This window comes from Kistimonas ophiarachnellae, assembly GCF_057552235.1.
Window position 1 is genome coordinate 335469 of sequence record NZ_BAAJPA010000002.1, and the last position, 25317, is coordinate 360785.

Here is a 25317-nt window from a genome sequence, read left to right on the forward strand (position 1 = left end):
GTCAACCTGTTATCAACCCGGTGGCGAAGCATAGAGGATTCACAGGTAATGGGCTATTCGTTAAGAAACCTATAAAAAAACCGCAGCCTGTTTGCAGGCTGCGGTTTTTCCTACCAGCAGACTTTTTTTACAGTTCCTTCAAGATGTCGTCAGGGCTTTGGTAATCGAGATTTTGCGCCTCTGCCACACTCTTGCAGGTAACAACACCCTTACAGACGTTCAAACCATTAAGCAGATGTCGATTCTCTTCCATCGCCTTTCCAGGCCCCTTGTCTGCGAGCTGAAGTACGAAAGGAATGGTTGCATTATTCAGCGCAATGGTAGATGTACGAGCAACAGCACCAGGCATGTTAGCGACACAGTAATGAACCACATCGTCAACAATGTAAGTCGGTTCTGCGTGCGTTGTTGCATGAGAGGTTTCACAGCAACCACCCTGGTCGATTGCCACATCAACGATGGCTGCACCCGGCTTCATGGAGCGAATCATCTCGCGCGTGATCAGCTTGGGTGCAGCAGCGCCTGGAATCAGCACACCACCGACCACCAGGTCTGCCTCGACCACATATTCTTCAATCGCCTGAAACGTTGAGAAAACTGTCTTGATGCGATTGCCAAATTGCTGATCCAACCGTCTGAGTACATCCAGTGAACGATCAAGCACGGTGACATCAGCGCCCATTCCCACTGCCATCAGGGTTGCGTTATAGCCAACAACACCGCCACCAATCACCACAACATTTGCAGGTTCAACCCCTGGCACGCCCCCCATCAAAACACCACGACCACCCATGGCCTTTTCGAGGCAATGTGCGCCAGCCTGAATAGACATACGCCCTGCCACTTCCGACATCGGTGCCAGCAGCGGTAAACGACCCGCATTATCTGTCACGGTTTCATAGGCAATACAGGTAGCGCCAGAAGCGATCAAATCACTGGTTTGAGGGACGTCTGGCGCCAAATGCAGATAGGTAAACAGTGTCTGTCCAGGGCGCAACATCTTGCGCTCAATCGCCTGAGGCTCCTTGACCTTGACGATCATGTCAGCACGGGCGAAGACTTCTTCTGCCGTAGGAACAATCTCCGCACCTGCAGCCAGGTAGGCAGCATTGTCGAACCCAATAGCGGCACCCGCATTATTCTCAACAATGACAGAATGCCCTCTGCCTACCAGTTCTTTTACAGCAGCAGGAATCAAACCAACGCGATATTCATGATTCTTGATTTCAGCGGGTACACCTAACAGCATGTTCCACTCCTTTCTTGCTTCATTCCAGATCTTACAACTAAGTATAAACACCTAACTTAAATTATTGTCACTGTATTTTTATCCTATGGCAGCGTTTTACACTGTTTTAATATCTATTTTAGAAATAAAAAAGGGCGCTATTTAGGCGCCCTTTTTTTATAACTCTCTGTTTTTACCAGCCGGTGATTTCTTTTAAGGCTTTACCGATATCAGCAAGACTGCGGACTGTCTTGACCCCGGCATCATTTAACGCTGCAAATTTATCATCGGCAGTCCCCTTACCTCCCGAGATAATTGCACCAGCATGCCCCATGCGTTTCCCTGGTGGCGCTGTGACACCGGCAATATAGGATACAACAGGCTTGGTCACATGATCCTTGATATAAGCTGCAGCCTCTTCTTCCGCCGTACCGCCAATCTCGCCAATCATGACAATAGCTTCAGTACTGTCATCAGCCTCGAAGAGCGCAAGAATATCGATAAAGTTTGAGCCCGGAATGGGGTCACCACCAATACCAACACAGGTTGACTGACCAAAGCCATAGTCTGTCGTCTGCTTGACCGCCTCATAGGTCAGGGTACCGGAGCGGGATACAATACCTACTTTACCCGGCTTGTGAATATGCCCGGGCATAATACCGATCTTGCACTCACCCGGTGTAATGACACCCGGGCAATTGGGGCCAATCAACCGGACACCCAACTCATCACACTTGATCTTGCATTCCAGCATATCCAGTGTCGGGATACCTTCTGTAATACATACAATCAGCTGAATACCGGCATCAGCCGCTTCCAGTATAGAGTCTTTACAGAATGGAGCCGGCACGTAAATGACAGACGCTTCAGCACCGGTTTGTTCGACAGCTTCACGCACCGTATCAAAGACCGGCAAGCCCAGGTGTGTCTGGCCACCTTTACCCGGCGTGACACCACCCACCATGCGCGTACCGTAATCGATGGCCTGCTCTGAGTGGAATGTCCCCTGGGAACCTGTGAAGCCCTGACAGATGACGCGGGTCTCTTTATTGATGAGAATGCTCATTTGCCCCCCTCCGCAGCTTTCACCACCTGCTCTGCAGCTTCCGTGAGACTGTTGGCTGCAATGATATCCAGACCACTGTCTGCCAGTGTCTTGGCACCCAGTTCTGCGTTATTACCTTCCAGTCGAACAACAACAGGCACATTCACGCCCACTTCTTTAACAGCGCCGATGATACCTTCAGCAATCAGGTCGCAACGCACAATACCGCCAAATATATTCACCAGAACAGCCTTCACGCTGTCATCTGACAAAATAATCTTGAAGGCTTCAGAGACCCGCTCTTTGGTTGCGCCGCCTCCTACATCCAGGAAGTTTGCCGGCTGACCACCATGTAGCTTGATGATATCCATGGTTCCCATGGCAAGACCTGCGCCATTTACCATGCAACCAATATTGCCATCCAGCGCAACATAATTGAGTTCCCACTGGGCAGCATGTGCTTCGCGCGGATCATCCTGGGAAGGATCATGCATCGCTTTCAGCTTGGGCTGGCGGTAGAGAGCATTACTGTCGATATTGATTTTGCCATCCAGGCAAAGAAGGTCGCCGGACTCGGTGATAACCAGCGGGTTGATTTCCAGCAGCGCCAGATCGTAGTCCGTGAACAGTTTGGCCAGCCCCAGGAACACCTTGGTAAACTGCTTGACCTGTACTGCATTCAAGCCCAGCTTGAATGCCAGCTCCCTAGCCTGGTAGGGTTGTGCGCCTGTCAGGGGATCAATGGTCGCCTTGAGAATTTTTTCAGGGGTTTCTTCCGCCACTTTCTCGATTTCAACACCGCCTTCCGTGGAAGCCATGAAGACCACACGACGGGTTGAACGATCGACAACAGCGCCAAGATAAAGCTCGCTGGCAATATCCGTACAGGATTCCACCAGAATACAGCTGACCGGCTGCCCCCGCTCATCCGTTTGATAGGTCACCAGTCGGTTACCCAACCACTGCTCAGCAAAAGCACGAATCTCTTCCTTGCTTTTAACCAGCTTGACGCCACCGGCCTTACCACGCCCCCCAGCGTGGACCTGCGCCTTCACCACCCAGTGATCACCACCTACCTTATCCGCTGCTGCAACCGCTTCCTCAGGAGTTTTGCAGGCAAAACCCACGGATACGGGCAGACCATACTCTTTGAAGAGCTGTTTGGCCTGGTATTCGTGCAAGTTCATGCTATTGACCCTTCCCTCATCTCAGATGATTCGGTTTTTTATTACTCGTTATGGCAGGCCCTGGAAGCCCTACCCTTTGACTTCTGGAACAAATATAAACGCTGGTTATATTCTTATTTTTGAGCTGGCGGGCGACAAGGCCCGCCAGAGTTCGATCAGGTGAGAGTCTCACCCTGCAGATTATTTACGCTTGCGGTTAGCGATGTGAATGGCATGCCCATCAACTGCCAGTGCCGCCTCATGCAACGCTTCACTGACGGTTGGGTGTGAGAACATGGTCAATGCCAGATCCTCGGAGCTGGCAGCGAACTCCATCGCAATAGCGCCCTGCTGAACCAGTTCGGCTGCTGCAGGACCAATCACGTGGACACCGAGGATACGATCGGTTTTCTTGTCAGCAATCACTTTGACAAAACCATCGGTATCGTTAGATGCCATAGCACGTCCACTGGCAGCAAATGGGAATGTGCCCACTTTATACTCTTCAGCGCCAGCCTTGACCTCTTCTTCCGTTTTACCAACCCATGCGATTTCAGGATGGGTATAGATTACGGACGGAACCAGATCATAGTTAACCTGTGCAGGTTGACCAGCAATGAGCTCAGCAACCATGACACCTTCTTCAGAGCCTTTATGGGCAAGCATCGGGCCGCGAACCACATCACCAATGGCATAGACACCAGGAACATCGGTTCTGCACTGCTCATCAACAAAGATGAAACCGCGCTCATCCAGATTGACACCAGAATCTGGTGCAATCAGGTTTTCAGTCAATGGGCGACGACCAACGGCAACAATCAACTTGTCAAATACTTGTGACTGCTCTTCGCCATTCTGGTCGGTATATTTGACGGTGACTTCATTACCATTCACGTCAGAGCCCGTTACGCGAGCTCCCAGACGAATATCCAACCCCTGCTTCTTGAAGATCTTGGCGGCTTCCTTGGCAATCTGCTGATCAGCCGTGGCCAGGAAACGATCCTGCGCTTCCAGCACAGTCACTTCCGACCCCAGACGTGCCCAGACACTACCCAGCTCAAGACCAATAACACCTGCACCAATAACCCCTAGACGGCCAGGTACCTGCTGGAATTCCAGCGCACCGGTAGAATCCACAATAATGTCGCCATTAAGCGGTGTAGGCGGGATCTCAACAGGTACCGAACCCGTTGCAATAACCACGTTCTCGGCATCCAGAACCTGGCTGGATCCATCCGCTGCTGAGACATTGACCTGCTTACCTGGCAGCACAGTGCCGGTTCCTTGGATCAGGGTCACGCCGTTAGCCTTGAACAGACCGCCGACACCCTGAGTCAGGTTGCCAACAATCTTGTCCTTACGCTGAATCATGGCAGGGACATCAATACCCACTTCACCCGTGGTAATGCCATGCACATCAAAATGCTTTTTGGCTTCGTAATATTTGTAGGAGCTATCAAGCAGCGCCTTGGAGGGGATACAGCCCACATTCAGGCAGGTTCCGCCCAGTTTGGCTTTGCCCTTTTCATCCACCCACTTCTCGATACAGGCCGTTTTAAGGCCCAGCTGGGCTGCACGGATGGCACAGACATAACCTGCAGGTCCTGAGCCTATTACCACCACGTCGTATTTTTCAGCCATATCGCTTTCCCGGATTCAAAACAATTATCTGGGGGCAGTCGAAGCCACCCCCTGTCGAAAACAAATCAGACATCCAGCAGCATACGTGCAGGATCTTCCAACAACTCTTTCACAGTGACCAGGAAGCCTACCGCTTCCTTGCCGTCCAGCAAACGGTGATCATAGGAAAGCGCAAGATACATCATGGGAAGTACAACCACTTCACCATTGACCGCCATGGGACGCTCCTGAATCTTGTGCATACCGAGAATCGCCGACTGTGGCGGATTCAGAATCGGTGTTGAAAGCAGTGACCCGAACACACCGCCGTTGGATATCGTGAAGGTTCCCCCCGTCATCTCCTCAATGGAGAGTTTTCCTTCCTTGGCCTTTTCACCGTATTCCCTGATTTTTAATTCAACATCGGCGAGACTCATATCCTCAGCATTACGAAGCACTGGCACAACCAGACCACGATCACTGGACACAGCCACACCCACATCCTGATAGCCATGATAAACAATATCATTCGCATCTATAGACGCATTTGCCACAGGGTAACGCTTTAACGCTTCTACGCAGGCTTTTACGAAAAAGGACATAAAGCCCATTTTGACATTATGCCGCTTCTCAAACAGATCCTTGTATTGGCGACGAAGATCCATGATGGGTTTCATGTTCACTTCATTGAACGTGGTCAGCATGGCCGCAGATTGCTGCGCCTCAACCAGTCGCTCGGCAATACGTGCTCTCAAGCGGGTCATTGGAACACGCTTTTCTACCCGGTCACCATCAAACACCGGCGCGATGGCCTCAGGCGCAGGAGCTTTGGGAGTGCTCGGCGCTGGTGCGCTAGCAGGTTTCGAGGCAGCAGCGGCTGCGCCAGACTCGACGTAATTAATAACGTCTTCTTTGGTGACCCGGCCACCTTTACCAGTACCAGCCACTGCACCATGATCAATACCATGTTCGTCAGCCATGCGGCGTGCGGCAGGGCTCAAGTGCGCACCACCCTCAGGTTGTGCTGTCGGGGCTGGAACAGAAGCAGTTTCCGCCTCTGCAGATGCAGGCTGAACCACTCCGCCCTCACCTTCTTCGAAGATACCAATTAATTCTTCGCTAAGGACTGTCTCTCCTTCAGCTTTAATCACTTCTTTAAGGACGCCATCCGCAGGAGCGACAATTTCAAGGACAACTTTGTCAGTCTCAATATCCGCTAACAGTTCATCACGGGCACAAGCCTCACCCGGCTGTTTATGCCAACTGGCAACAGTACCGTCAGCCACAGATTCAGGGAAGGTTGGTGCTTTGATTTCAATGGCCATGTCGATTTAGTTCCTTGAACGATTCTGTTTCAGTGCTGCTTCAGTTGAGACCCAACGCATCCGCTACCAGTTTCTGCTGCTGCTCCACATGAATAGACATGTAGCCGCAAGCCGGTGCCGCAGACGCTTCGCGGCCAGCATACTGCAGTTGCAACTGCTGATTACTGTGTTGGCCAATAGCGCGATGCATATGATGCTGACTGCAATACCAAGCCCCCTGATTCATGGGTTCCTCCTGACACCAGACGACAGACGTCAGGTTTGGATAACCTGCGATCAGTTCATCAAGATCTTCCTGCGGGAATGGATACAGTTGCTCAATACGAATGATCGCGACATGATCCAACCCTTCAGCACGGCGCTTTTCAAGCAAGTCGTAATACACTTTCCCACTGCACATGACGAGCCGTGTTATCTGGGACTGTTCATGTTCATCAGTCTCTGGAATCAGCGTCTGGAATGAACCATCAGCCAATTCTTCCAGCGAAGAAATCGCTAACTTGTGGCGAAGCAGACTTTTAGGCGTGAATGCAACGAGCGGCTTACGCAAAGGTCTCAGCACCTGTCTACGCAGCATATGGAATACCTGAGCAGGCGTGGTCGGCACACAGACCTGGATATTATGTTCTGCACACAACTGCAGGAAACGCTCAAGGCGCGCAGAAGAATGCTCAGGTCCCTGACCTTCGTAACCATGCGGTAATAACATGGTCAAGCCACACAGGCGTCCCCACTTGTGCTCACCACTGGCAATAAACTGGTCAATGACTACCTGAGCACCATTAGCAAAGTCACCAAACTGCGCTTCCCAAATCACCAGTGATTTAGGTGTTGTCGTTGCGTAACCGTATTCAAATGCAAGAACGGCTTCTTCTGACAAGACGGAATCGTAAATCTGCAACTGGGGTTGCCCTTCAGCCAAGTGAGCTAATGGAACCCAGGTTGAACCATCTTTCTGGTTATGTAAGACAGCATGGCGGTGAGAAAAAGTTCCTCGACCAACATCCTGCCCTGTCATTCGGATAGGATGCCCTTCTTTTAGCAGGCTGCCATAAGCCAGGGTTTCAGCCATACCCCAGTTGATTGGCAATGCACCAGCAGCCATTTTTCTGCGGTCGTCAAGAATCTTGCCCACCTGCCGCTGTGCGACAAAGCCTTCCGGGGTGTCGCAGACTTTCTGGCCCAGCTCCTGGAGTATGCTGAGTGCAACACGAGTATCATGTCGCGCTGTCCATTCATGTCCGAGGTAAGGGGCCCAGTCGACATAAAGCTCTTTATTGGGTTCTTTTACCAAGCTCTTGGCAACATGCAAACCGCTTTCCAGTGCATTGCGATAATCGTCGACCAGTTTCTTGTCCTGCTGTTCTGTCAGGACATCCTGTGCAAGTAAATGCTCGGCATAGAGCGTACGCGACGTTTTTTGAACCTTAATTTTCTGGTACATCATCGGCTGCGTACCTGACGGTTCATCCGCCTCGTTATGACCACGGCGACGGTAACACACCAGATCAATAACGATATCTTTCTTGAACTCCATCCGATAATCCATGGCCAGTTTTGTAGCAAATACAACGGCCTCTGGATCATCACCATTCACATGCAGGATGGGCGCACCGACCATTTTTGCAACATCCGTACAGTATTCCGTAGAGCGGGCATCATCACGTCGGCTGGTTGTGAAACCCACCTGATTATTAATAACAATATGAACCGTACCACCCGTACCATAGGCTCGGGTCTGGGACAGCTGGAACGTTTCCATGACAACACCCTGCCCGGCAAAGGCCGCATCGCCATGCAATGAGATCGGAACAACCGAATGACGCTCAGCGTCACTTCTACGATCCTGTCTTGCCCGGACAGACCCTTCGACTACGGGGCTGACAATTTCGAGATGAGATGGATTGAAAGCGAGAGCAAGATGAACCTCCCCTCCCGGCGTCATCACATTAGAAGAAAAGCCCTGATGATATTTGACATCACCCGATCCATTCTCAGCAATTTTCTTTCCTTCAAACTCTTCAAACAGCTCTGAAGGGTTCTTACCGAGAATGTTGACCAATACATTTAAACGCCCACGGTGTGCCATGCCAATGACGATCTCCCGAGCGCCATAAGTGCCTGCACGCTGAATCAACTCATCCAGCATCGGAATCAGCGACTCACCACCTTCAAGGCCAAAGCGTTTTGTTCCGGGATACTTGGTGCCGAGGTATTTTTCCAAGCCTTCAGCGGCAGTCAGTCGTTCCAGCAAATGATGCTTTGCATCAACACCGATAGCGGGGCTGGACTGCACACTTTCCAGACGCTGCTGAAACCAGCGACGCTGCTGTGTGTCAACGATATGCATGAACTCAGCACCGATACTGCCACAGTATGTCCGCTGCAACAGTTGAACAATGTCTCCGAGCGACGCTTCTTCTTTGCCGATAAACAGTGAACCGGTCTGAAAGTCAGTATTCAGGTCCGCTTCACTTAAACCATGATGTTCAAGCGCCAGGTCTGGCACGACCTCTCGCCCCATAATCCCCAGGGGATCTATTTTGGCATTCTGATGGCCACGCACCCGGTAGGCACTGATCAATCGCAGAACAAGAACCTGCTTTTTCTCATGCTCACTGCTGACAGTACCGGCACCCACCGGCTGCTGGCGGGTTTTATTGCGGGCTAGAAGAAGGAAATTATCACGTATAGCAGAATGAGGGACATCAGCACTCTGGGAATCGGCCACCTGAGGCAACCGTGAAAAATAATCGCGCCATTCCTCCGGTACAGTATTAGGGTCTCGGAGATAACTTTCGTACAGTTCTTCAACGTATGCAGCGTTTCCCCCGGATATATGAGCTGAGCCCCACATCCGCTGCATCACACCATCTTGCATTATCCTGTAACCCCACTCAATTGGGTCACTATCTGATGTCGAAACCGGAGAGTGCTTGTGCAGTGGAAGCGTCGGGTAAAAATCGCTTCAGCCGCTATTCCCCACAGATAGTCCGGGTGTTGCCCGGTCGCCCCTGCTGGTTAAAACCGTTACTGGCTGACAAAACAATCCTTCCGCCACAATAACGGACAGAAATATCGGATAGCAAGGCAGCCCCTTGGATAGACACTTTTTGAGCACTTATCCAGACAAAATCAGCCGGATAAATATAACAATCCGAACTGTACGAATCCACGCACTAATTATAGATGTTATTAAAGTCGGTGATAACTGATCATTTACAAAATACAACAATCAAAAAGCCAATTTCTCAACGTCTATTATTTGACAGGGCTCCCGACGGAGCCCTGACTATTTATGTGCCACTTCTCAGCAGCATATCCCTGATGTGACCGATTGCCCTTGTAGGATTCAGGCCTTTTGGACAGACGCTGACACAGTTCATGATTCCCCTGCAGCGAAAGACGCTGAACGGATCATCCAATGCAGACAAGCGCTCCTGAGTTGCTGTGTCACGACTATCCGCAAGGAAACGATAAGCCTGAAGCAACCCTGCCGGCCCAACAAACTTGTCAGGATTCCACCAGAAAGAAGGACAGGATGTTGAGCAACAGGCACACAGTATGCACTCATACAACCCATCCAACTTGCTACGCTCTTCTGGCGATTGCAGCCGTTCAATAGCAGGAGGAGAGGTATCATTGATCAGATACGGCTTCATCTTTTCATACTGCTTATAGAAAAGACTCATATCCACGACCAAATCACGAATCACCGGCAGGCCAGGCAGCGGCCTTAATACCAGCTTGCCTTTGCGCACTGCTTCAGAGAGCGGTGTAATGCACGCCAGGCCATTGGTACCACTGATATTCATGCCGTCAGAGCCGCAAACCCCTTCCCGGCACGAACGTCGATATGACAATCCAGAATCCTGCTCTTTCAACAGATTCAGGACATCAAGCACCATCAAATCCTTACCTTCAGGCACTTCAAGCTTGAAATCCTGCATATAAGGCGCGTTATCCGTTTCCGGATTGTAACGATAAACACTCACATTCAGCGTCATAATCTCCCCCATCACCTTAATATGTACGGATTTTCGGCGGGAACGGCTCCATGGATTTTGGAGCAAAGTTCACATCCCGCTTACCAATTCGCTTGTCGGCAGGGAAATAGATGGAGTGCTTGAGCCAACTTTCATCATCGCGCTCCTGGAAGTCATTCCGGGCATGCGCTCCGCGGGACTCCTTCCGTTCTTCCGCAGCAACCGCCGTTGCATAAGCGACTTCATAGAGGTTTTCCAGCTCAAGCGCTTCAATACGTGCGGTATTAAATGCCTGACTTTTATCTTCGAGGTGCAGATTTTGGAGTCGCTGACCGATCTCATTCAGCATGCCCAACCCTGTTTGCATGCTTTCGCCTTCGCGGAATACACCAAAATAAAGCTGCATGGTATTTTGCAGATCTTTCCGCACCGCAGCGACACTTTCACCGGTCGCGCTGGCATTCAAGCGATTCAAACGAGCCATGGCCTGATCCAGATCGGTATCACTGGCATCCATGCTATCAAAACCTTCTTTCAGGCTTTTCTCTATCTGCAGACCTGCAGCTCGACCGAAGACCACGAGATCCAGCAGTGAGTTGCCACCCAGGCGGTTAGCACCATGCACAGACACACAGGCAGCCTCACCGCAGGCATACAACCCATCAATAATGGCATCTTCCCCGTTTTCGATCTGCGTAAGCGCCTGCCCACCAATATTTGTTGGAATACCGCCCATCATATAATGACAAGTTGGCACAACAGGGATGGGCGCCTTGACGGGATCGACATGCGCAAATGTCCGTGAAAGTTCACAAATACCCGGCAACCTGAGATTCAAGGTTTCCTCACCCAAGTGATCCAGCTTAAGGAGCACGTGATCCTTATTTGGACCACAACCACGCCCTTCAAGAATCTCAATAACCATGGAGCGAGCAACAACGTCACGACCTGCAAGATCCTTGGCGTTAGGTGCGTAGCGCTCCATAAAACGCTCACCTTCACTGTTAATCAGGTAGCCACCTTCACCGCGACACCCCTCCGTGACCAAGGTTCCCGCACCATGAATACCGGTTGGATGGAACTGCCACATTTCCATATCCTGAACCGGGAATCCTGCACGTAACGCCATCCCTACACCATCACCGGTGTTAATCAGGGCATTCGTGGTGGACTTATAAATCCGACCGGCACCACCAGTAGCAAGAACCGTTGCCTTGGCTTTGATATAGACGGTTTCACCGGTCTCGATACAAATGGCAACAACACCAACAACCTGGCCGCGCTGATTTTTCACAAGATCAACGGCATACCATTCATTAAAGAAGGTTGTACCGCCCTTGAGGTTTGCCTGGTACAAGGTATGCAGCAGCGCATGACCTGTACGGTCAGCCGCAGCACACGTTCTGGCTGCCTGACCACCTTTACCAAAATCTTTAGACTGACCACCAAAGGGACGCTGATAGATACGACCAGTTTCGGTACGGGAAAATGGCAACCCCATGTGCTCCAACTCAAACACAGCCTGAGGGCCTACAGAGCACATATACTCAATGGCATCCTGATCGCCAATGTAGTCTGACCCTTTAACGGTGTCATACATGTGCCAGCGCCAATCGTCATTGGGGTCAGCACTGGCAATCGCACAGGTAATTCCACCCTGCGCAGAAACCGTATGCGAACGCGTGGGGAAAACCTTGGTAACACAAGCCGTCCTCAGCCCTGACTCAGTCAGCTGCAGGGCAGCACGCATACCGGCACCACCGCCACCGACCACAATGGCATCAAAAGACAGAGTTCGAATTCCGGTCATAAATCATAGCCCCCACAAGATCTGGATCCCCCAGACCACATAGCTGAACATCGCAACACCACAAAGCGCCTGAAAAGAAAACCGAATAAACAGTGCCTTGCTACCCAGCGCCTTTTCGGTCAGATAGTCAGTGGAAATGGTCCACATTCCCACCCAGGCATGGGCACCCAGAGCAAGCAGCGCCATCATGGTAAAGACACGCATCCAGGTCTGCTGAAAAAGTGCACTCCACTGTTCAAAACCCAGACCGGGATTGACCACCAGATAAATCGTCAGGAAAACACAGTAAGCGGCAAGGACAATGGCGGTAACACGCTGCACCATCCAGTCGTACAGCCCACTCCGAGAAAGGTTTGTAATATTGGTTACCATACCCACACCCCCGCAAGAACAATCAGGACCGCAGAAGCTGCGATCGTAAGCTTGGCGCCCACCACGCCAGAGGCTTTACCTTCACCAATACCGATATCCATGAAGAGATGCTTCACACCGGCCACAAAATGATAGGCCAGCGCAGACAACAAACCCCATGCGATAAACTTGGCAATTGGACTCTGCAGGCATTCCTTCAACTGCTCAAACCCCTCTTTCGAGCCAAGCGAAAGATCAAGTCCATAAAGAAGAAACGCGATGCCAACAAACAAAATGACGCCGGAGATACGGTGAAGAATTGAGGTATAGGCTGGTAACGGCAACCTTATAGTAGTTATGTCGAGGTTGACTGGTCTTTTGCTATTCACGAGTGATCTACCTTAACTGGTCCGCCAAGGACATTTTTTTGCTGGATTTTTGTGCGTGATCTGAAGAGGGCAGTCACTTGCCAGCATCCCACACCTAAGTACCGACTACCCAAGGCTTACGGCCTCGCAGTATAGACATCTCGGTTTTTAATTACAACGACTTAGCCCACTACACACCAATCATAACCCTAGGTTATCAAAGACAAAAATGCCTGCACCACGACGCATCACACCCAACCCAAAACGCCCCAGTAAAGTGCGCAATCCATGCGTAAAAATCGGTAACTCTTCAAGCCTTATTTAAGTACATTCTCTATTGACGTCAGCGTTTGACAAAAACTTTTATGTCTCTATAGTTGAGCCGACTTCACAATAATGAACCCTGATCGGTTGATCATAATTGATACAAAACGGCAAGGGTTCTCTATAAACAATAGCCAAGAACAGCATGATAGGAGGCCAGATGGCTGAGAAGCTTGCGCGGCTGACCATTGAAGGTTCTGATCTCTCTCTGGAGTTACCCGTTCTTAGCGGAACCACAGGACCAGATGTTATTGATGTCCGGGGACTGACCAGCAATGGTTACTTCACCTACGACCCGGGCTTTGTATCCACCGCATCCTGCGAATCCAAAATCACCTATATCGATGGTGAAAAAGGCGTCTTGCTCCATCGCGGCTATCCGATAGAACAACTCGCAGAACATTCCGACTTCCTTGAAGTGTGCTACCTGCTCCTGTACGGGGAGCTGCCAGACGCAAAAAGTAAAGAGACTTTCAGCACAACCATCCTGCGTCACACCATGGTTCACGAACAAATGGTTGAACTGCTGAAAGGTTTCCGCCGTGACGCCCACCCGATGGCGATCATGTGCGGCCTAGTCGGTGCCTTGGCATCCTTCTACCATGACTACCTTGACATCACGAACGAACGCCATCGTGAAATCACAGCGTATCGCCTGGTTTCCAAGATGCCGACCTTGGCAGCCATGGCCTATAAATTCTCCATTGGTCAACCCTTCATGTATCCGAGGAATGATCTCGGTTATGGCGGCAACTTCCTGCACATGATGTTCGCAACTCCGTGCGAGGAATACCATGTCAGCCCCGTGCTCGCTAGGGCCATGGACCGTATCTTCCTGTTGCATGCTGATCATGAGCAGAATGCGTCCACCTCTACGGTTCGACTGGCTGGCTCCAGTGGCGCCAATCCATTTGCATGTATTGCTGCGGGCATTGCCGCTCTGTGGGGTCCTGCCCACGGTGGCGCAAACGAAGCCGTACTGAAAATGCTTGATGAGATCGGTGACGAGAAGAATATCGATCAATTCATCGCAAAAGCCAAAGATAAGGACGATCCTTTCCGCCTGATGGGCTTCGGCCACAGGGTTTACAAGAACTTCGACCCTCGCGCCAAGGTGATGAAAGAGACCTGCGATGAAGTGCTGAACGAGCTGGGACTGGGCGATGACCCGATGTTCAAGATCGCCAAGCGTCTGGAGAAGATTGCACTTGAAGATGAATACTTCATCAGCAAGAAGCTATACCCCAACGTTGACTTCTACTCAGGCATTATCCTCAAGGCTCTGGGGATCCCGACGGAGATGTTCACTGTTATCTTCGCCATCGGTCGTACCCCAGGCTGGATCGCTCACTGGCATGAGATGATCAGCGGATCCTACCGGATCGGTCGTCCTCGCCAGCTGTATACAGGGCCAGCAGCTCGCGATTATACACCTGTCGATAAGCGTTAATCTTATCTCGCTTAAGATTGATAAGTAGCGCCACATTGTTATGTGGCGCTTTGCTTTACCTGCTACCAAACTAACCACTCCCGTACGCTTTATACGTTAAGCACACTTTCCTGCTACATTAAGCCGATATAACACAGACAATTCGAACAACAGGAAGACTCCATGGAATGGCTGGCAGACCCGCAAGCGTGGATATCACTGATCACGCTGGTTGCCCTTGAAATTGTTCTTGGTATCGACAACATCATCTTCATCAGCATACTCGCTGGCCGACTCCCCGAACATCAACGACAAAAAGCACGAACCATTGGCCTTATACTCGCCATGTGCACCCGGGTACTTTTGCTGTTGTCTATCGCCTGGGTAATGCAACTGACAAACCCTCTCTTCAGCATTCTTGACCAGGAGATATCCGGCAGAGACCTGATTCTTATTGGTGGCGGGCTATTCCTATTGGCCAAAAGCACCCATGAAATTCACAGCGCCATGGAGCATGACAGCAGTAATGTCGTAAAAACCGCACTATCAGGTTTCATGATAGTACTGGTTCAAATCGCGATTTTGGACATCGTCTTCTCCCTCGACTCCGTCATCACTGCGGTAGGCATGGCGGATCATGTGCCGGTCATGGTCATTGCGATTGTCATTGCCGTTCTGGTGATGCTATTTGCCGCCAAACCCATTGGTGATTTTGTCGATAAGCATCCCACTTTGAAAATGCTGGCACTCAGTTTTCTGATTCTGGTGGGTGTATCTCTGATAGGTGAAGGACTGTCACTCCACATCCCCAAAGGCTACATCTATTTCGCCATGGCCTTTTCACTCTGCGTCGAAATAATTAACATAAAAGTTCATCGACGCAGGTCTGCGACCCGTTCTGCAGGAGGATAGCGTCGTATACCAATAAAACAGGATTTACCATGCCAACTACTGCCCTTACACGGCTGCTACTGATTATCGTTGCTTTAGCGGGAATCGCTGCGGGTGCCTATACGTTTCAGCAGATGAATCAACCGACACAACAACCCACAACCTATAACCGCGTTCCCGTTTTCACTCTAAACAATCATCTCGGCAAACAAATCACCGAGCAATCTCTGGAAGGTCAATGGACACTGTTATTCCTTGGCTACACGTTTTGCCCCGACGTCTGTCCGACCACCCTTTCTCTGCTGAACCAGCTACATCAACAATTGCCTGCAGAACAACCAGTCAATGTTTTGTTTGTCTCCGTCGATCCTGACAGAGATTCCCCGGAACGTCTGAATGAGTACATCCGCTTTTTTAATGACGATTTTGCTGCCGCTACAGGGACACGAAGCCAAATAGACCAGCTGACCGGCAGCCTCTACCTGCCCTACCGTATTGGAGAACCTGACAGTAATGGCGTGTACCTGGTTGATCATGCCGGGGCGCTAACGCTGATAGGTCCGGACCTCCAAGTTTATAAATACTTTAATCCGCCCCACAGCGTCACAGATCTGACAGAGCAAATCAGCGCCATCAGGGATGCAGCCAACGGCTGAAAACCGTGACCACAGCTCGCTATACTCAAATCATGGACAGCTTGCCAATGACCCGTTGCGGTTAAATTGGCAAGCTTTTTTTCAGATACATGCAGTTTTCATGAATGAAGTACGTCGCTATACAGGCTTCTATTTTGACGGCACCTGTTTTGATATTGCTATAAATAACGCAATATTAAGCTGGTCTTGTCCGTGCCAGTGCGATGAGGCTGTTGTTATTCCGGAAGTGCGAATCATCAGGCAAAAGGCAGGCACCTTGACCTGCCGCTGTCCTGGCTGTCATTGCCAATACTTAATCGAAATTACTTCTGCAAACCAGCCGATTCAGGCTGAGATTGTTCAGACCGACACTTACCATTAGCCATTCACTGACGCTAACAACTGACGAATTTCCGGAATACAGGAACCGCAATTCGTACCCGCCTTGAGCACTCCACCCACAGACTCAACAGATTCAAGCTTTTCTTGCTGAATAGTCGAAATAATCGCTTTCTCACCCACCCCAAAGCAGGCGCAAACCTGACGTCCCTGACACTCTGCCCCTTTACCAGGCTGCCCCGATAACAGCTGCCATTGAGGAACAGACAGCCCCTGGCTTTCGATAAAAACAGACTCAAGCCCGGCACGATCAATCAGGGATTCGTAGGATTGCGATTCAAACAACATGGCTATCACCTTGCCATCCTGCAGATACAGATAACGCTTTACCCCGATAGCATTATCACCATACTCAATCACTGATGCGGTTGAAAGATCAGGCAAAAAGGCAGTCAAACCCGCCTCATGATCATCGGTAGTAGCCAGTTCATACCGGTAACAAGCCGATGATTTTACTGATACTGCATAGTCAGTTTCAGGTAATGCGATAGGTAACCGGCTCAACAAAACACCGTAACGTCGAGATAAAAAGGCGCTAAGTTCGACAGGCGTATATTTACTATCGGGCTGGCGGGAGAATGGATCCACAACCGGATTAACGACACTGCCAACACGCCCTGAACGGCTAAATTGCCCAGACCAGTGCATGGGTACAAAAACATGACCCGGCTGCTGACCTGTCGTCACCCTTGCACGAACAACCACCTGCCCATACGGCGATGAAACCAATACCAGTGACTGATCAGTAATATCTCGAAAGGCGGCATCATCCGGATGAAGTTCCACAAAGGGTTCATCCCGGTGCTGGTTCAACCTTGGGGCAAGAGCGGTTCGCGTCATGGTATGCCAATGATCGCGAACCCGTCCGGTATTAAGCACCAACGGGTAGTGCTCATTGGGCACATTAGCAGGCGTTGGTTCACTGACAGGAATAAAATTGGCCTTTCCTGTCTCTGTAAAGAAATGGCCATCTTTGAACAGCCTTGCCATCCCAACCGAAACAGTATCTGGAACAGGCCATTGAATCGGGACTAGATCTTCATAACCTTCATCGGTGATATACATCAAACCACCAATATTAAAATCTCGAGACCGAATCGCCGGAGAGTTTTCAAACGCCGATAATGCCGCATGCTCCCTGAAAACCTCTACTGGCGATTGAAATGAAAACGCCTCCCCATACCCTAGACGCCGCCCCACTTCCGCCATTATCGACCAGTCATATCGCGATTCTCCAACAGGTGCTCGCAAGCGTCGCTGCCGTGAAATACGCCGTTCAGAATTGGTCACTGTGCCATCCTTCTCGCTCCAGCCGGCGGCGGGTAAAAGAATATCCGCGACATCTGCCGTATCCGTATTTCTGATGCAGTCCGATACAACAACCGTGGGACACAGCATGAGCGCCTCTTTTACCCAGTCAGCATCCGGCATACTGACAACCGGGTTTGTTCCCATAATCCAGATAAAGCGAATATCACCGTTGGCAACAGCATCGAACATCTCCACGGCCGTTAAACCCGGCTTTTCAACCATATTGGGTGCCTGCCAGAATCGTGCGACCCGCTCAATATCGTCCGTCCGATTAAACTCAAGATGTGCCGCCAGCTGATTCGCGAGCCCGCCGACTTCCCGTCCTCCCATAGCATTGGGCTGCCCTGTCAGTGAAAACGGCGTGCTACCTGGTTTTCCGATACGTCCGGTAGCCAGATGACAATTAATAATGGCATTGACCTTGTCGGTTCCTGCACTGGATTGATTGACACCCTGAGACCAGGCCGTGACCGAGCGATCATTCTCAGCAAACCAACGGTAAAAGTTTTCTACGGCCTCTGGTTCAAGGCCACATTTTTCGGAGACAGCATGCACCGTAGGTGACGTAACACGAGCTAGTTCCAAAGTGCGATCAAATCCGCTCGTATGCTGGTTTATATAGGAGTGATCAACTTTTTCCTGTTCAAGCAGCCATATCAGCAAACCATTAAACAGTACGCTGTCTGTACCCGGCTGTATTGGCAAGAAGAGGTCTGCAATATCACAGGTATCGGTACGACGCGGGTCAATGACAATAATCTTCATCCGGTCGCCCCGCGCCTGCTTAACGGAGCGTATCCGCTGAAACAGAACGGGATGACACCAGGCCATATTTGAACCAACCAGCACCAGGCAGTCAGCCAGCTCAAGATCTTCATAACAACCCGGCACCGTGTCAGTGCCAAAGGCCCGCTTGTGGCCAGCGACCGTTGATGCCATGCAAAGCCGGGAGTTGGTATCAATATTCGCACTGCCAACAAAGCCTTTCATCAGCTTGTTGGCCACATAATAATCTTCCGTCAATAACTGCCCTGAGCCGTACAGCGCTACAGATTGTGGGCCATATTGTTCAATGGTCGACTGCAGACGACTGACGACATCGGTTATGGCTGCATCCCAGGTCACACGGTTGCCGTTCACCATGGGATATAAAAGACGATTTTCATGATGGACGGTCTCGCCCAGGGCACTGCCCTTGGAACATAGTCGTCCCTGGTTGGCGGGATGCAACGGGTCACCACTGACCGCAATCACTTCTGCATCAAGGGCAGGTGTTTCTGCGACGATACCGCAACCCACGCCACAATAGGCACAGGTTGTTCTGATCTCAGCCGCTTCCGTTACAGACATGACAACACCTCCAATGACTGTCTGCTTCGCCGTCACGCTACAGCAGCAAACTGAGATCCAAACAGCAATGTATTCCGGTATGCACTGATATCCTGGCCAGACTCCAGCAATTCCTGATACCAGGCACCATCGGAAGTATCACCATAAAGCAACACACCCACCACCCGGTTATCACGAATGACCAGTCGTCGATAAATGCCAGCATCGGGATGCTTCAGAGTGATGACTTCATCACCCCCCTCCCCCTGAAACCGACCACTGGAGAACAGCTGTACGCCACTGACTTTCAGCTTTGTTGCCGAGGGTCGTGAAACGAATGGTTGTATTTCACCTGGCAAACGACGCGCAAGGGTTACCGCCTGCGAATAGACGGGCTCCACCAGCCCGAAAGTTTCATCGCCATGCTGAACACACTCACCGATAGCGCTGATTGCCGGATCGCTAGTAAACATCAAATCATCCACCAGAACGCCATGCTTACAGGCAAGTCCGGATTCAACAGCCAACTGCACATTGGGTCGAATGCCAATGGCAAACACTACGAGATCTGCATCAATGCATGAGCCATCACTGAAACCCACGCCTGTGACTCGACCATCAACACCTTTAATCAAGGTTGTGCGTTTAGGTTTCAGAAAAGCAATGCCTCGGGATTCCAGCTCACCCTGCAATAACTGACCGGCATAGGCATCCAACTGACGATTCAGAAGTACAGACTGACTATGCACCAAGGTGACCTGCATGCCTCGACAGTTCAATGCATTGGCGGCCTCAAGCCCCAGCAGACCACCACCAATCACGACAGCCCGTTTTCCGTGTTTTCCAGATTCTGCTGCGCTCAGCATGGCTTCCACATCACCATAACCTCGAAACGGCACAACACCCTGAAAACGGCCCCCCGGAATATCGGGAATATAGGAATGAGAACCGGTAGCCAGCACCAGGTGATCATAAGAAAACGGCTGACCTGCTGCGGTGACAATCAGACGTTGCAGCCGGTCAATTGAAACAACCCGAAAGTCTGCACCAGTATGCAATGTAATCCCGTTTTCTTCGTACCATTGACGCGACCTTAACACCGTGTCAGAAAAAGGAATTTCCCCGGCCAGCAAAGGGGATAACATGATCCGGTTATAGCCCGGATCCGGCTCATCACCCAGTACTGTAATGTCATAACCATACTCCCCTCCGGCCACCAGCGTTTCCAGGAAACGTACGCTTCCCATACCATTGCCGATGACTACAAGCTGCTGCCGTCGCATAACTCAGGCTGCCTGCGCCCGGGTGTCCGGGTTTGGCGAGACCTGAACCATGCCATCCAGTACTCGTACCGGGTACACTGACAGTTTGATCTCAGGCTCTTCCTGACACTGCCCCGTCAGCAACGAGTAATGCTGCTTGTAGACCGGTGATGCCACAACCAGCTCGCCCTTGAGATCCCCCACAATCCCCCGCGAAAGCACATTCGCACGACTGACCGGGTCGTAATTATCAATGGCATACAAACTGTCGCCTACCTGAAAGAGCGCAACCTGCTTTTCTGCCACCAGGGCACAGACGCCCAGGTAGGGTATCAGGTCATTTTGGCTGCAAACCGTTGTCCACTGTTCCATCATTGTCTCCTTGGCGTTTCTGATCAGGCACTCGTCGCAATCAGTGACTTTTCACTTTCTAAAGCAGGACGAATCTGCTGGCGTTCACTGACAAACACCACGTTATCGTCGGTTGCATCACTGTTAATGAAATGCCGGAATCGCTTCAACTGCTCAGGGTCTTCGATGGTTTTCTTCCATTCGCATTCATAGGTTCCAACCAACCGGACCATATCTGCATCCAGCTGTTCGCCGATACCCAGGCTGTCTTCGAGAATGACTTCTTTCAGATAGTCCAACCCGCCATCAAGGTTTTCGAGCCAGACAGACGTTCGCTGCAACCGGTCAGCCGTCCGGATATAAAACATCATGGTGCGATCAATGGTGCGAATCAGCGCCTCATCGTCCAATTCTGTGGCAAACAGGTCCGCATGCCGGGGCTTCATACCTCCATTGCCGCAGACGTAGAGATTCCAGCCTTTTTCGGTGGCTATCACACCAAAATCCTTACTCTGAGCCTCAGCACACTCCCGGGTACAGCCAGATACCGCCAGCTTGATCTTGTGCGGTGAGCGGATACCGCGATAGCGGGTTTCGATCTGAATCGCCATCCCGACACTGTCGAGGACCCCATAACGGCACCAGGTACTGCCGACACAGGATTTCACCGTCCGCATTGCCTTGCCGTAGGCGTGTCCGGTTTCAAACCCAGCATCCACAAGCCGTTTCCAGATAGACGGCAGTTCATGGACACGGGCACCGAACAGATCAATCCGCTGACCACCGGTCACTTTGGTGTAAAGGTTAAAATCCCGGGCCACTTCACCGATCACAATCAGTTTTTCTGGTGTGATCTCGCCACCCGGCACACGGGGAACCACGGAATACGTACCGTCTTTCTGGAGATTGCCCAGGTAGTAGTCATTGGTATCCTGAAGGTGGGCATGGTCTTTTTTCAGGACATAGTCGTTCCAGCAGGATGCCAGGATAGATCCAATCGTTGGCTTACAGATATCACAACCATGGCCGGTGCCATGTTTTTCCAACATTGCCTGGAAGCTCTTGATCTCACCCACCCTGACCAGGTGATAGAGTTCCTGCCGTGAATAAGGGAAGTGCTCACAGATATCCTTCTTGACTTCAATGCCCATTGTTTCGAGTTCGCTGTCCAGCACCTGTTTGACCAGCGCGGAGCACCCACCGCAGCCAGTACCGGCATTAGTAGCATTTTTCAGCGAAGCAATATCCTGACAACCCTCCGCGACAGCGCTGCATAAAGCGCCCTTACTGACATTAAAACAAGAGCAGATCTGCGCTGTTTCCGGCAATGCCGTGACCCCCAGCCCTGCAGGCGCCGCACCATCACTGGCAGGCAAAATCAACTGTGCAGGCTTGGTTGGCAGACGAATGTCGTTGAGCATCATCTGCAGTAGTGAACCGTAGTCATCAGCATCACCAATGAGAACGGCGCCCAGCAGTTTCTTCCGGCTTTTGGAGACCACCAGCCGTTTATAAACTTCCCTTTCCTCATCAACATACTGATAACTTAACGCACCCGGCGTACGGCCATGGGCATCACCAATGCTGGCAACATCAACCCCCATCAGCTTCAGTTTCGTACTCATATCGGCGCCGACAAACTCACTGCCTTCCTTGCCCAGCAGATCATCTACGACAACCTGCGCCATCTGGTAACCAGGCGCTACAAGACCAAAAATCCGGTTATCCCACAATGCACACTCACCTATCGCGTAGATAGCCTGATCCGATGTGCGACATTGGTTATCAATGACAATTCCACCACGCTCACCGAGCGCTAACTCACACGATCGAGCCAACTCATCGCGCGGACGGATACCTGCTGAAAACAACACAATATCGGTATCGAGCACTTCGCCATCGGCAAATTGCATCTGATGGAAACAGTCCTCACCATCCACAATCTGCTGCGTGTTTTTGCTGGTATGGATGGACACACCCAGCTGTTCAATTTTCCTGCGCAACATGGCACCACCGCCTTCATCCACCTGTACGGCCATGAGACGGGGAGCAAATTCAACAACATGGGTTTCCAACCCCAGGTCTTTCAACGCCTTGGCGGCTTCAAGACCAAGCAACCCACCACCGACAACAGCCCCCACCTTGCCGGTTCGGGCAGATTCGCGAATGGCTTCCAGGTCTTCAATCGTGCGATAGACAAAGCAGTTGTCCCGGTCATGGCCCGGCACAGGGGGAACAAAAGGATAGGAACCTGTCGCCAGCACCAGTTTATCGTAGGCGACCCGACGACCACTGTCTGACACGACGGTCTGTGTTGATCGCTCAATGCTGGCAACACGATCATCAAGCACCAGCTCAATACCTGACTGATCGTAAAAACCACTGCTAACCATGCTCAAATCATCAGCAGTCTTACCACTGAAAAACTCACTTAAATGTACCCTGTCGTATGCAGGCCTCGGTTCTTCACCAAAAACAATGACGTCATATTGCTCAAGGCCACCGGCATCCACCAGCTTTTCGATAAACCGATGGCCCACCATGCCATTGCCTACTACGACCAGTGTTTCCTTATGCTGCATACCTGGCTCCAGTCATTTTATTGTTCTCGCGTTGGATGAAACCAACCTGACTACACCGATAAAGCAAATATCACGCCTAAGTCAGATACTTCTTAAATAACAATGCATTAGAGGAAATATTTACAACTAGAACACGTCATTCTGGACGCGCTGCACCAAGACGGAGCACGACAGGGGTTTATTTCAGTGCTTCAGGACACACACAATTTGGTGCAGTAAATTTCCCCGGGCACAACGAATGTGCCCGTCAGGCAGTGGCGACATTCATCCATTTCCCTAAAGAAAAACCCATAGGAGGGAATAAAACCGCTTTAGTCCGATGATCAATCCGCCTCAACAACACAACATCACCACTCTGGCCTGATCTTTGCTCAAGGAGATCTTGACAACAATAACGCACGTCTCGACAAGGAGCAGACATGTCAGAACCCGATAAAATCAATCTATTTTCATTTACAGGAAAGATGCGCGTCCTGCACCTTTCATGGATCGCCTTCTTTATTACCTTTGTCGTTTGGTTTAACCATGCGCCGCTGGTCACAGCGATTGCTGACTCGCTGTCACTCACTCGGGAACAGCTCAAGACCCTCTTAATCCTGAACGTGGCCTTGACCATCCCTGCCCGCGTGATCATCGGTATGTTGACCGACCGGTTTGGCCCCCGCCGTGTATATTCGGCATTACTCGCGCTTTGCAGTATTCCCTGCTTTATGTACGCGCTGGCCGACAATTTCACCCAGGCCGCCATCGCCCGTTTCCTGCTGGGCTGTATCGGCGCCGGTTTTGTGATTGGTATCCGGATGGTGTCTGAGTGGTTCCCTGCCAAGCAGCTGGGTACTGCTGAAGGCATCTATGGCGGCTGGGGCAACTTTGGTTCCGCTGCTGCGGCCATGACTCTGCCTACAGTCGCCCTGTTGTTCGGCGGCGAGGATGGCTGGCGCTATGCGGTCGGCATAACAGGCTTGATGTCACTGGCATACAGCGTCGTTTACTACATGAGTGTCAGTGATACCCCAAAAGGTTCAACCTATTTCCGGCCAAAGAACCTGGGCGGTATGGAAGTCACATCCAAAGGTGATTTCGCGCTGTTGCTGATTATGAAAATCCCAATGTATGCCGCGTTGGCACTGCTGACCTGGAAACTGTCACCTCAAGGGGTCAGTATGCTGTCAGCGGAAATCTCCACGGCAATATACGTCGGTCTGACTCTGCTTTACCTCGTGGATGCCTGGAAAGCCTGGCAAATCAACAAAAGCCTCTTCAGCAAGCCCGTTCCCACTATCCATCAGTACAAGTTCAAGCAGGTTGCCGTGCTGAACGTCCTGTACTTTGCCACGTTTGGCTCTGAGCTGGCCGTTGTTTCCATGCTGCCATTGTTCTTCATGGACACCTTCGAACTGGATCCGGTCATGGCCGGCCTGGTCGCTTCGGCCTATGCCTTCATGAACCTGATGTCACGTCCCGGTGGCGGATTGATCAGTGACCGCTTCGGCCGCAAGACAACCCTGCTGGTATTAACGGCAGGACTGTCTGTTGGTTACGCCACCATGTCCATTATCGATTCCAGCTGGCCGCTGGTGCTTGCCGTTGTCGCCGCCATGACCTGTTCCTTCTTCGTACAAGCCGGTGAAGGCGCCGTATTTGCGGTAGTACCGCTGATCAAGCGCCGCCTGACGGGCCAGATCGCAGGCATGACCGGCGCTTACGGTAATGTGGGCGCCGTCTTCTACCTGACCGTACTTTCCCTGGTGGACTACCAGACTTTCTTCCTCGTGATTGCAGGCACCGCGGTACTGGGCTTCATGACCCTTCTGTTCCTGGAAGAGCCCAAGGGACAGATGACAGAAGTCATGCCAGATGGCACGGTCACCATGATCGATGTGACCTGAGCATCACCGGCAAATA

General features: G+C 51.2%; 19 protein-coding genes. 5 read left to right on the plus strand and 14 right to left on the minus strand.

Annotated elements, in window-relative coordinates; translation table 11 throughout:
- Nucleotides 1-127: 127 nt before the first annotated feature.
- The 10 genes from ald to sdhC form a co-directional block, all read right to left on the minus strand.
- Nucleotides 128-1249, minus strand: coding sequence for an alanine dehydrogenase (ald, locus tag AC27K1_RS03725; RefSeq protein WP_487148399.1), 1122 nt, complete (start codon nucleotides 1247-1249; stop codon nucleotides 128-130).
- Between the two features lie 172 nt (nucleotides 1250-1421).
- The gene (gene sucD, locus AC27K1_RS03730; protein ID WP_487148401.1) at nucleotides 1422-2294 is read right to left on the minus strand and encodes a succinate--CoA ligase subunit alpha; all 873 of its coding nucleotides are present in this window, start codon (nucleotides 2292-2294) and stop codon (nucleotides 1422-1424) included.
- Nucleotides 2291-3460: an ADP-forming succinate--CoA ligase subunit beta gene (gene sucC, locus AC27K1_RS03735; protein WP_487148403.1), complete on the minus strand. Its 1170-nt coding sequence runs from the start codon at nucleotides 3458-3460 to the stop codon at nucleotides 2291-2293. The genes sucD and sucC overlap by 4 nt, the downstream gene beginning before the upstream one ends.
- Before the next feature lie 180 nt (nucleotides 3461-3640).
- Nucleotides 3641-5080, minus strand: a complete 1440-nt coding sequence (lpdA, locus tag AC27K1_RS03740) for a dihydrolipoyl dehydrogenase (protein ID WP_487148405.1) — start codon at nucleotides 5078-5080, stop codon at nucleotides 3641-3643.
- Nucleotides 5081-5145: 65 nt separating this feature from the next.
- A complete protein-coding gene (gene odhB / locus AC27K1_RS03745) occupies nucleotides 5146-6384 on the minus strand; it encodes a 2-oxoglutarate dehydrogenase complex dihydrolipoyllysine-residue succinyltransferase (protein ID WP_487148407.1) in 1239 nt (412 codons plus the stop codon).
- Nucleotides 6385-6424: 40 nt separating this feature from the next.
- Nucleotides 6425-9265, minus strand: coding sequence for a 2-oxoglutarate dehydrogenase E1 component (locus AC27K1_RS03750; protein WP_487148409.1), 2841 nt, complete (start codon nucleotides 9263-9265; stop codon nucleotides 6425-6427).
- Between the two features lie 415 nt (nucleotides 9266-9680).
- Complete coding sequence (locus AC27K1_RS03755; protein WP_395180359.1) at nucleotides 9681-10385, minus strand: succinate dehydrogenase iron-sulfur subunit; 705 nt, start codon at nucleotides 10383-10385, stop codon at nucleotides 9681-9683.
- Nucleotides 10386-10407: 22 nt separating this feature from the next.
- On the minus strand, nucleotides 10408-12180 hold the full coding sequence (gene sdhA / locus AC27K1_RS03760; protein WP_487148411.1) for a succinate dehydrogenase flavoprotein subunit: 1773 nt from the start codon (nucleotides 12178-12180) through the stop codon (nucleotides 10408-10410).
- Between the two features lie 3 nt (nucleotides 12181-12183).
- Nucleotides 12184-12552: a succinate dehydrogenase, hydrophobic membrane anchor protein gene (gene sdhD, locus AC27K1_RS03765; protein ID WP_395178627.1), complete on the minus strand. Its 369-nt coding sequence runs from the start codon at nucleotides 12550-12552 to the stop codon at nucleotides 12184-12186.
- Nucleotides 12546-12920 carry a succinate dehydrogenase, cytochrome b556 subunit gene (gene sdhC, locus AC27K1_RS03770; RefSeq protein WP_487148414.1) on the minus strand — a complete coding sequence of 125 codons (375 nt, stop codon included), beginning with the start codon at nucleotides 12918-12920 and terminating at the stop codon, nucleotides 12546-12548. The genes sdhD and sdhC overlap by 7 nt, the downstream gene beginning before the upstream one ends.
- A 463-nt stretch (nucleotides 12921-13383) precedes the next feature.
- Between sdhC and gltA the strand changes: the two genes are divergently transcribed.
- From gltA to AC27K1_RS03790, 4 genes are all read left to right on the plus strand, one after another.
- Complete coding sequence (gene gltA, locus AC27K1_RS03775) at nucleotides 13384-14673, plus strand: citrate synthase (protein ID WP_487148415.1); 1290 nt, start codon at nucleotides 13384-13386, stop codon at nucleotides 14671-14673.
- 162 nt (nucleotides 14674-14835) lie between these two features.
- Nucleotides 14836-15564, plus strand: coding sequence for a TerC family protein (locus tag AC27K1_RS03780; protein WP_487148417.1), 729 nt, complete (start codon nucleotides 14836-14838; stop codon nucleotides 15562-15564).
- 29 nt (nucleotides 15565-15593) lie between these two features.
- Complete coding sequence (locus tag AC27K1_RS03785) at nucleotides 15594-16199, plus strand: SCO family protein (protein ID WP_487148418.1); 606 nt, start codon at nucleotides 15594-15596, stop codon at nucleotides 16197-16199.
- A gap of 100 nt (nucleotides 16200-16299) precedes the next feature.
- A complete protein-coding gene (locus AC27K1_RS03790) occupies nucleotides 16300-16560 on the plus strand; it encodes a hypothetical protein (RefSeq protein ID WP_487148420.1) in 261 nt (86 codons plus the stop codon).
- Here the strand turns inward: AC27K1_RS03790 and AC27K1_RS03795 are convergent.
- Genes AC27K1_RS03795 through nirB form a run of 4 tightly spaced genes read right to left on the minus strand, consistent with a single transcriptional unit; the run spans nucleotide 16557 to nucleotide 23412 of the window.
- Nucleotides 16557-19238, minus strand: coding sequence for a molybdopterin-dependent oxidoreductase (locus tag AC27K1_RS03795; RefSeq protein WP_487148422.1), 2682 nt, complete (start codon nucleotides 19236-19238; stop codon nucleotides 16557-16559). The genes AC27K1_RS03790 and AC27K1_RS03795 overlap by 4 nt on opposite strands.
- A gap of 32 nt (nucleotides 19239-19270) precedes the next feature.
- Nucleotides 19271-20500 carry an NAD(P)/FAD-dependent oxidoreductase gene (locus tag AC27K1_RS03800; protein WP_487148423.1) on the minus strand — a complete coding sequence of 410 codons (1230 nt, stop codon included), beginning with the start codon at nucleotides 20498-20500 and terminating at the stop codon, nucleotides 19271-19273.
- 3 nt (nucleotides 20501-20503) lie between these two features.
- Nucleotides 20504-20851 (minus strand): nitrite reductase small subunit NirD, encoded by a 348-nt coding sequence (nirD, locus tag AC27K1_RS03805; protein ID WP_345193057.1) that lies wholly within the window; start codon nucleotides 20849-20851, stop codon nucleotides 20504-20506.
- Nucleotides 20852-20874: 23 nt separating this feature from the next.
- On the minus strand, nucleotides 20875-23412 hold the full coding sequence (gene nirB, locus AC27K1_RS03810; RefSeq protein ID WP_487148424.1) for a nitrite reductase large subunit NirB: 2538 nt from the start codon (nucleotides 23410-23412) through the stop codon (nucleotides 20875-20877).
- Between the two features lie 419 nt (nucleotides 23413-23831).
- Between nirB and AC27K1_RS03815 the strand changes: the two genes are divergently transcribed.
- Complete coding sequence (locus tag AC27K1_RS03815; protein WP_487148425.1) at nucleotides 23832-25301, plus strand: NarK family nitrate/nitrite MFS transporter; 1470 nt, start codon at nucleotides 23832-23834, stop codon at nucleotides 25299-25301.
- Nucleotides 25302-25317: the final 16 nt, after the last annotated feature.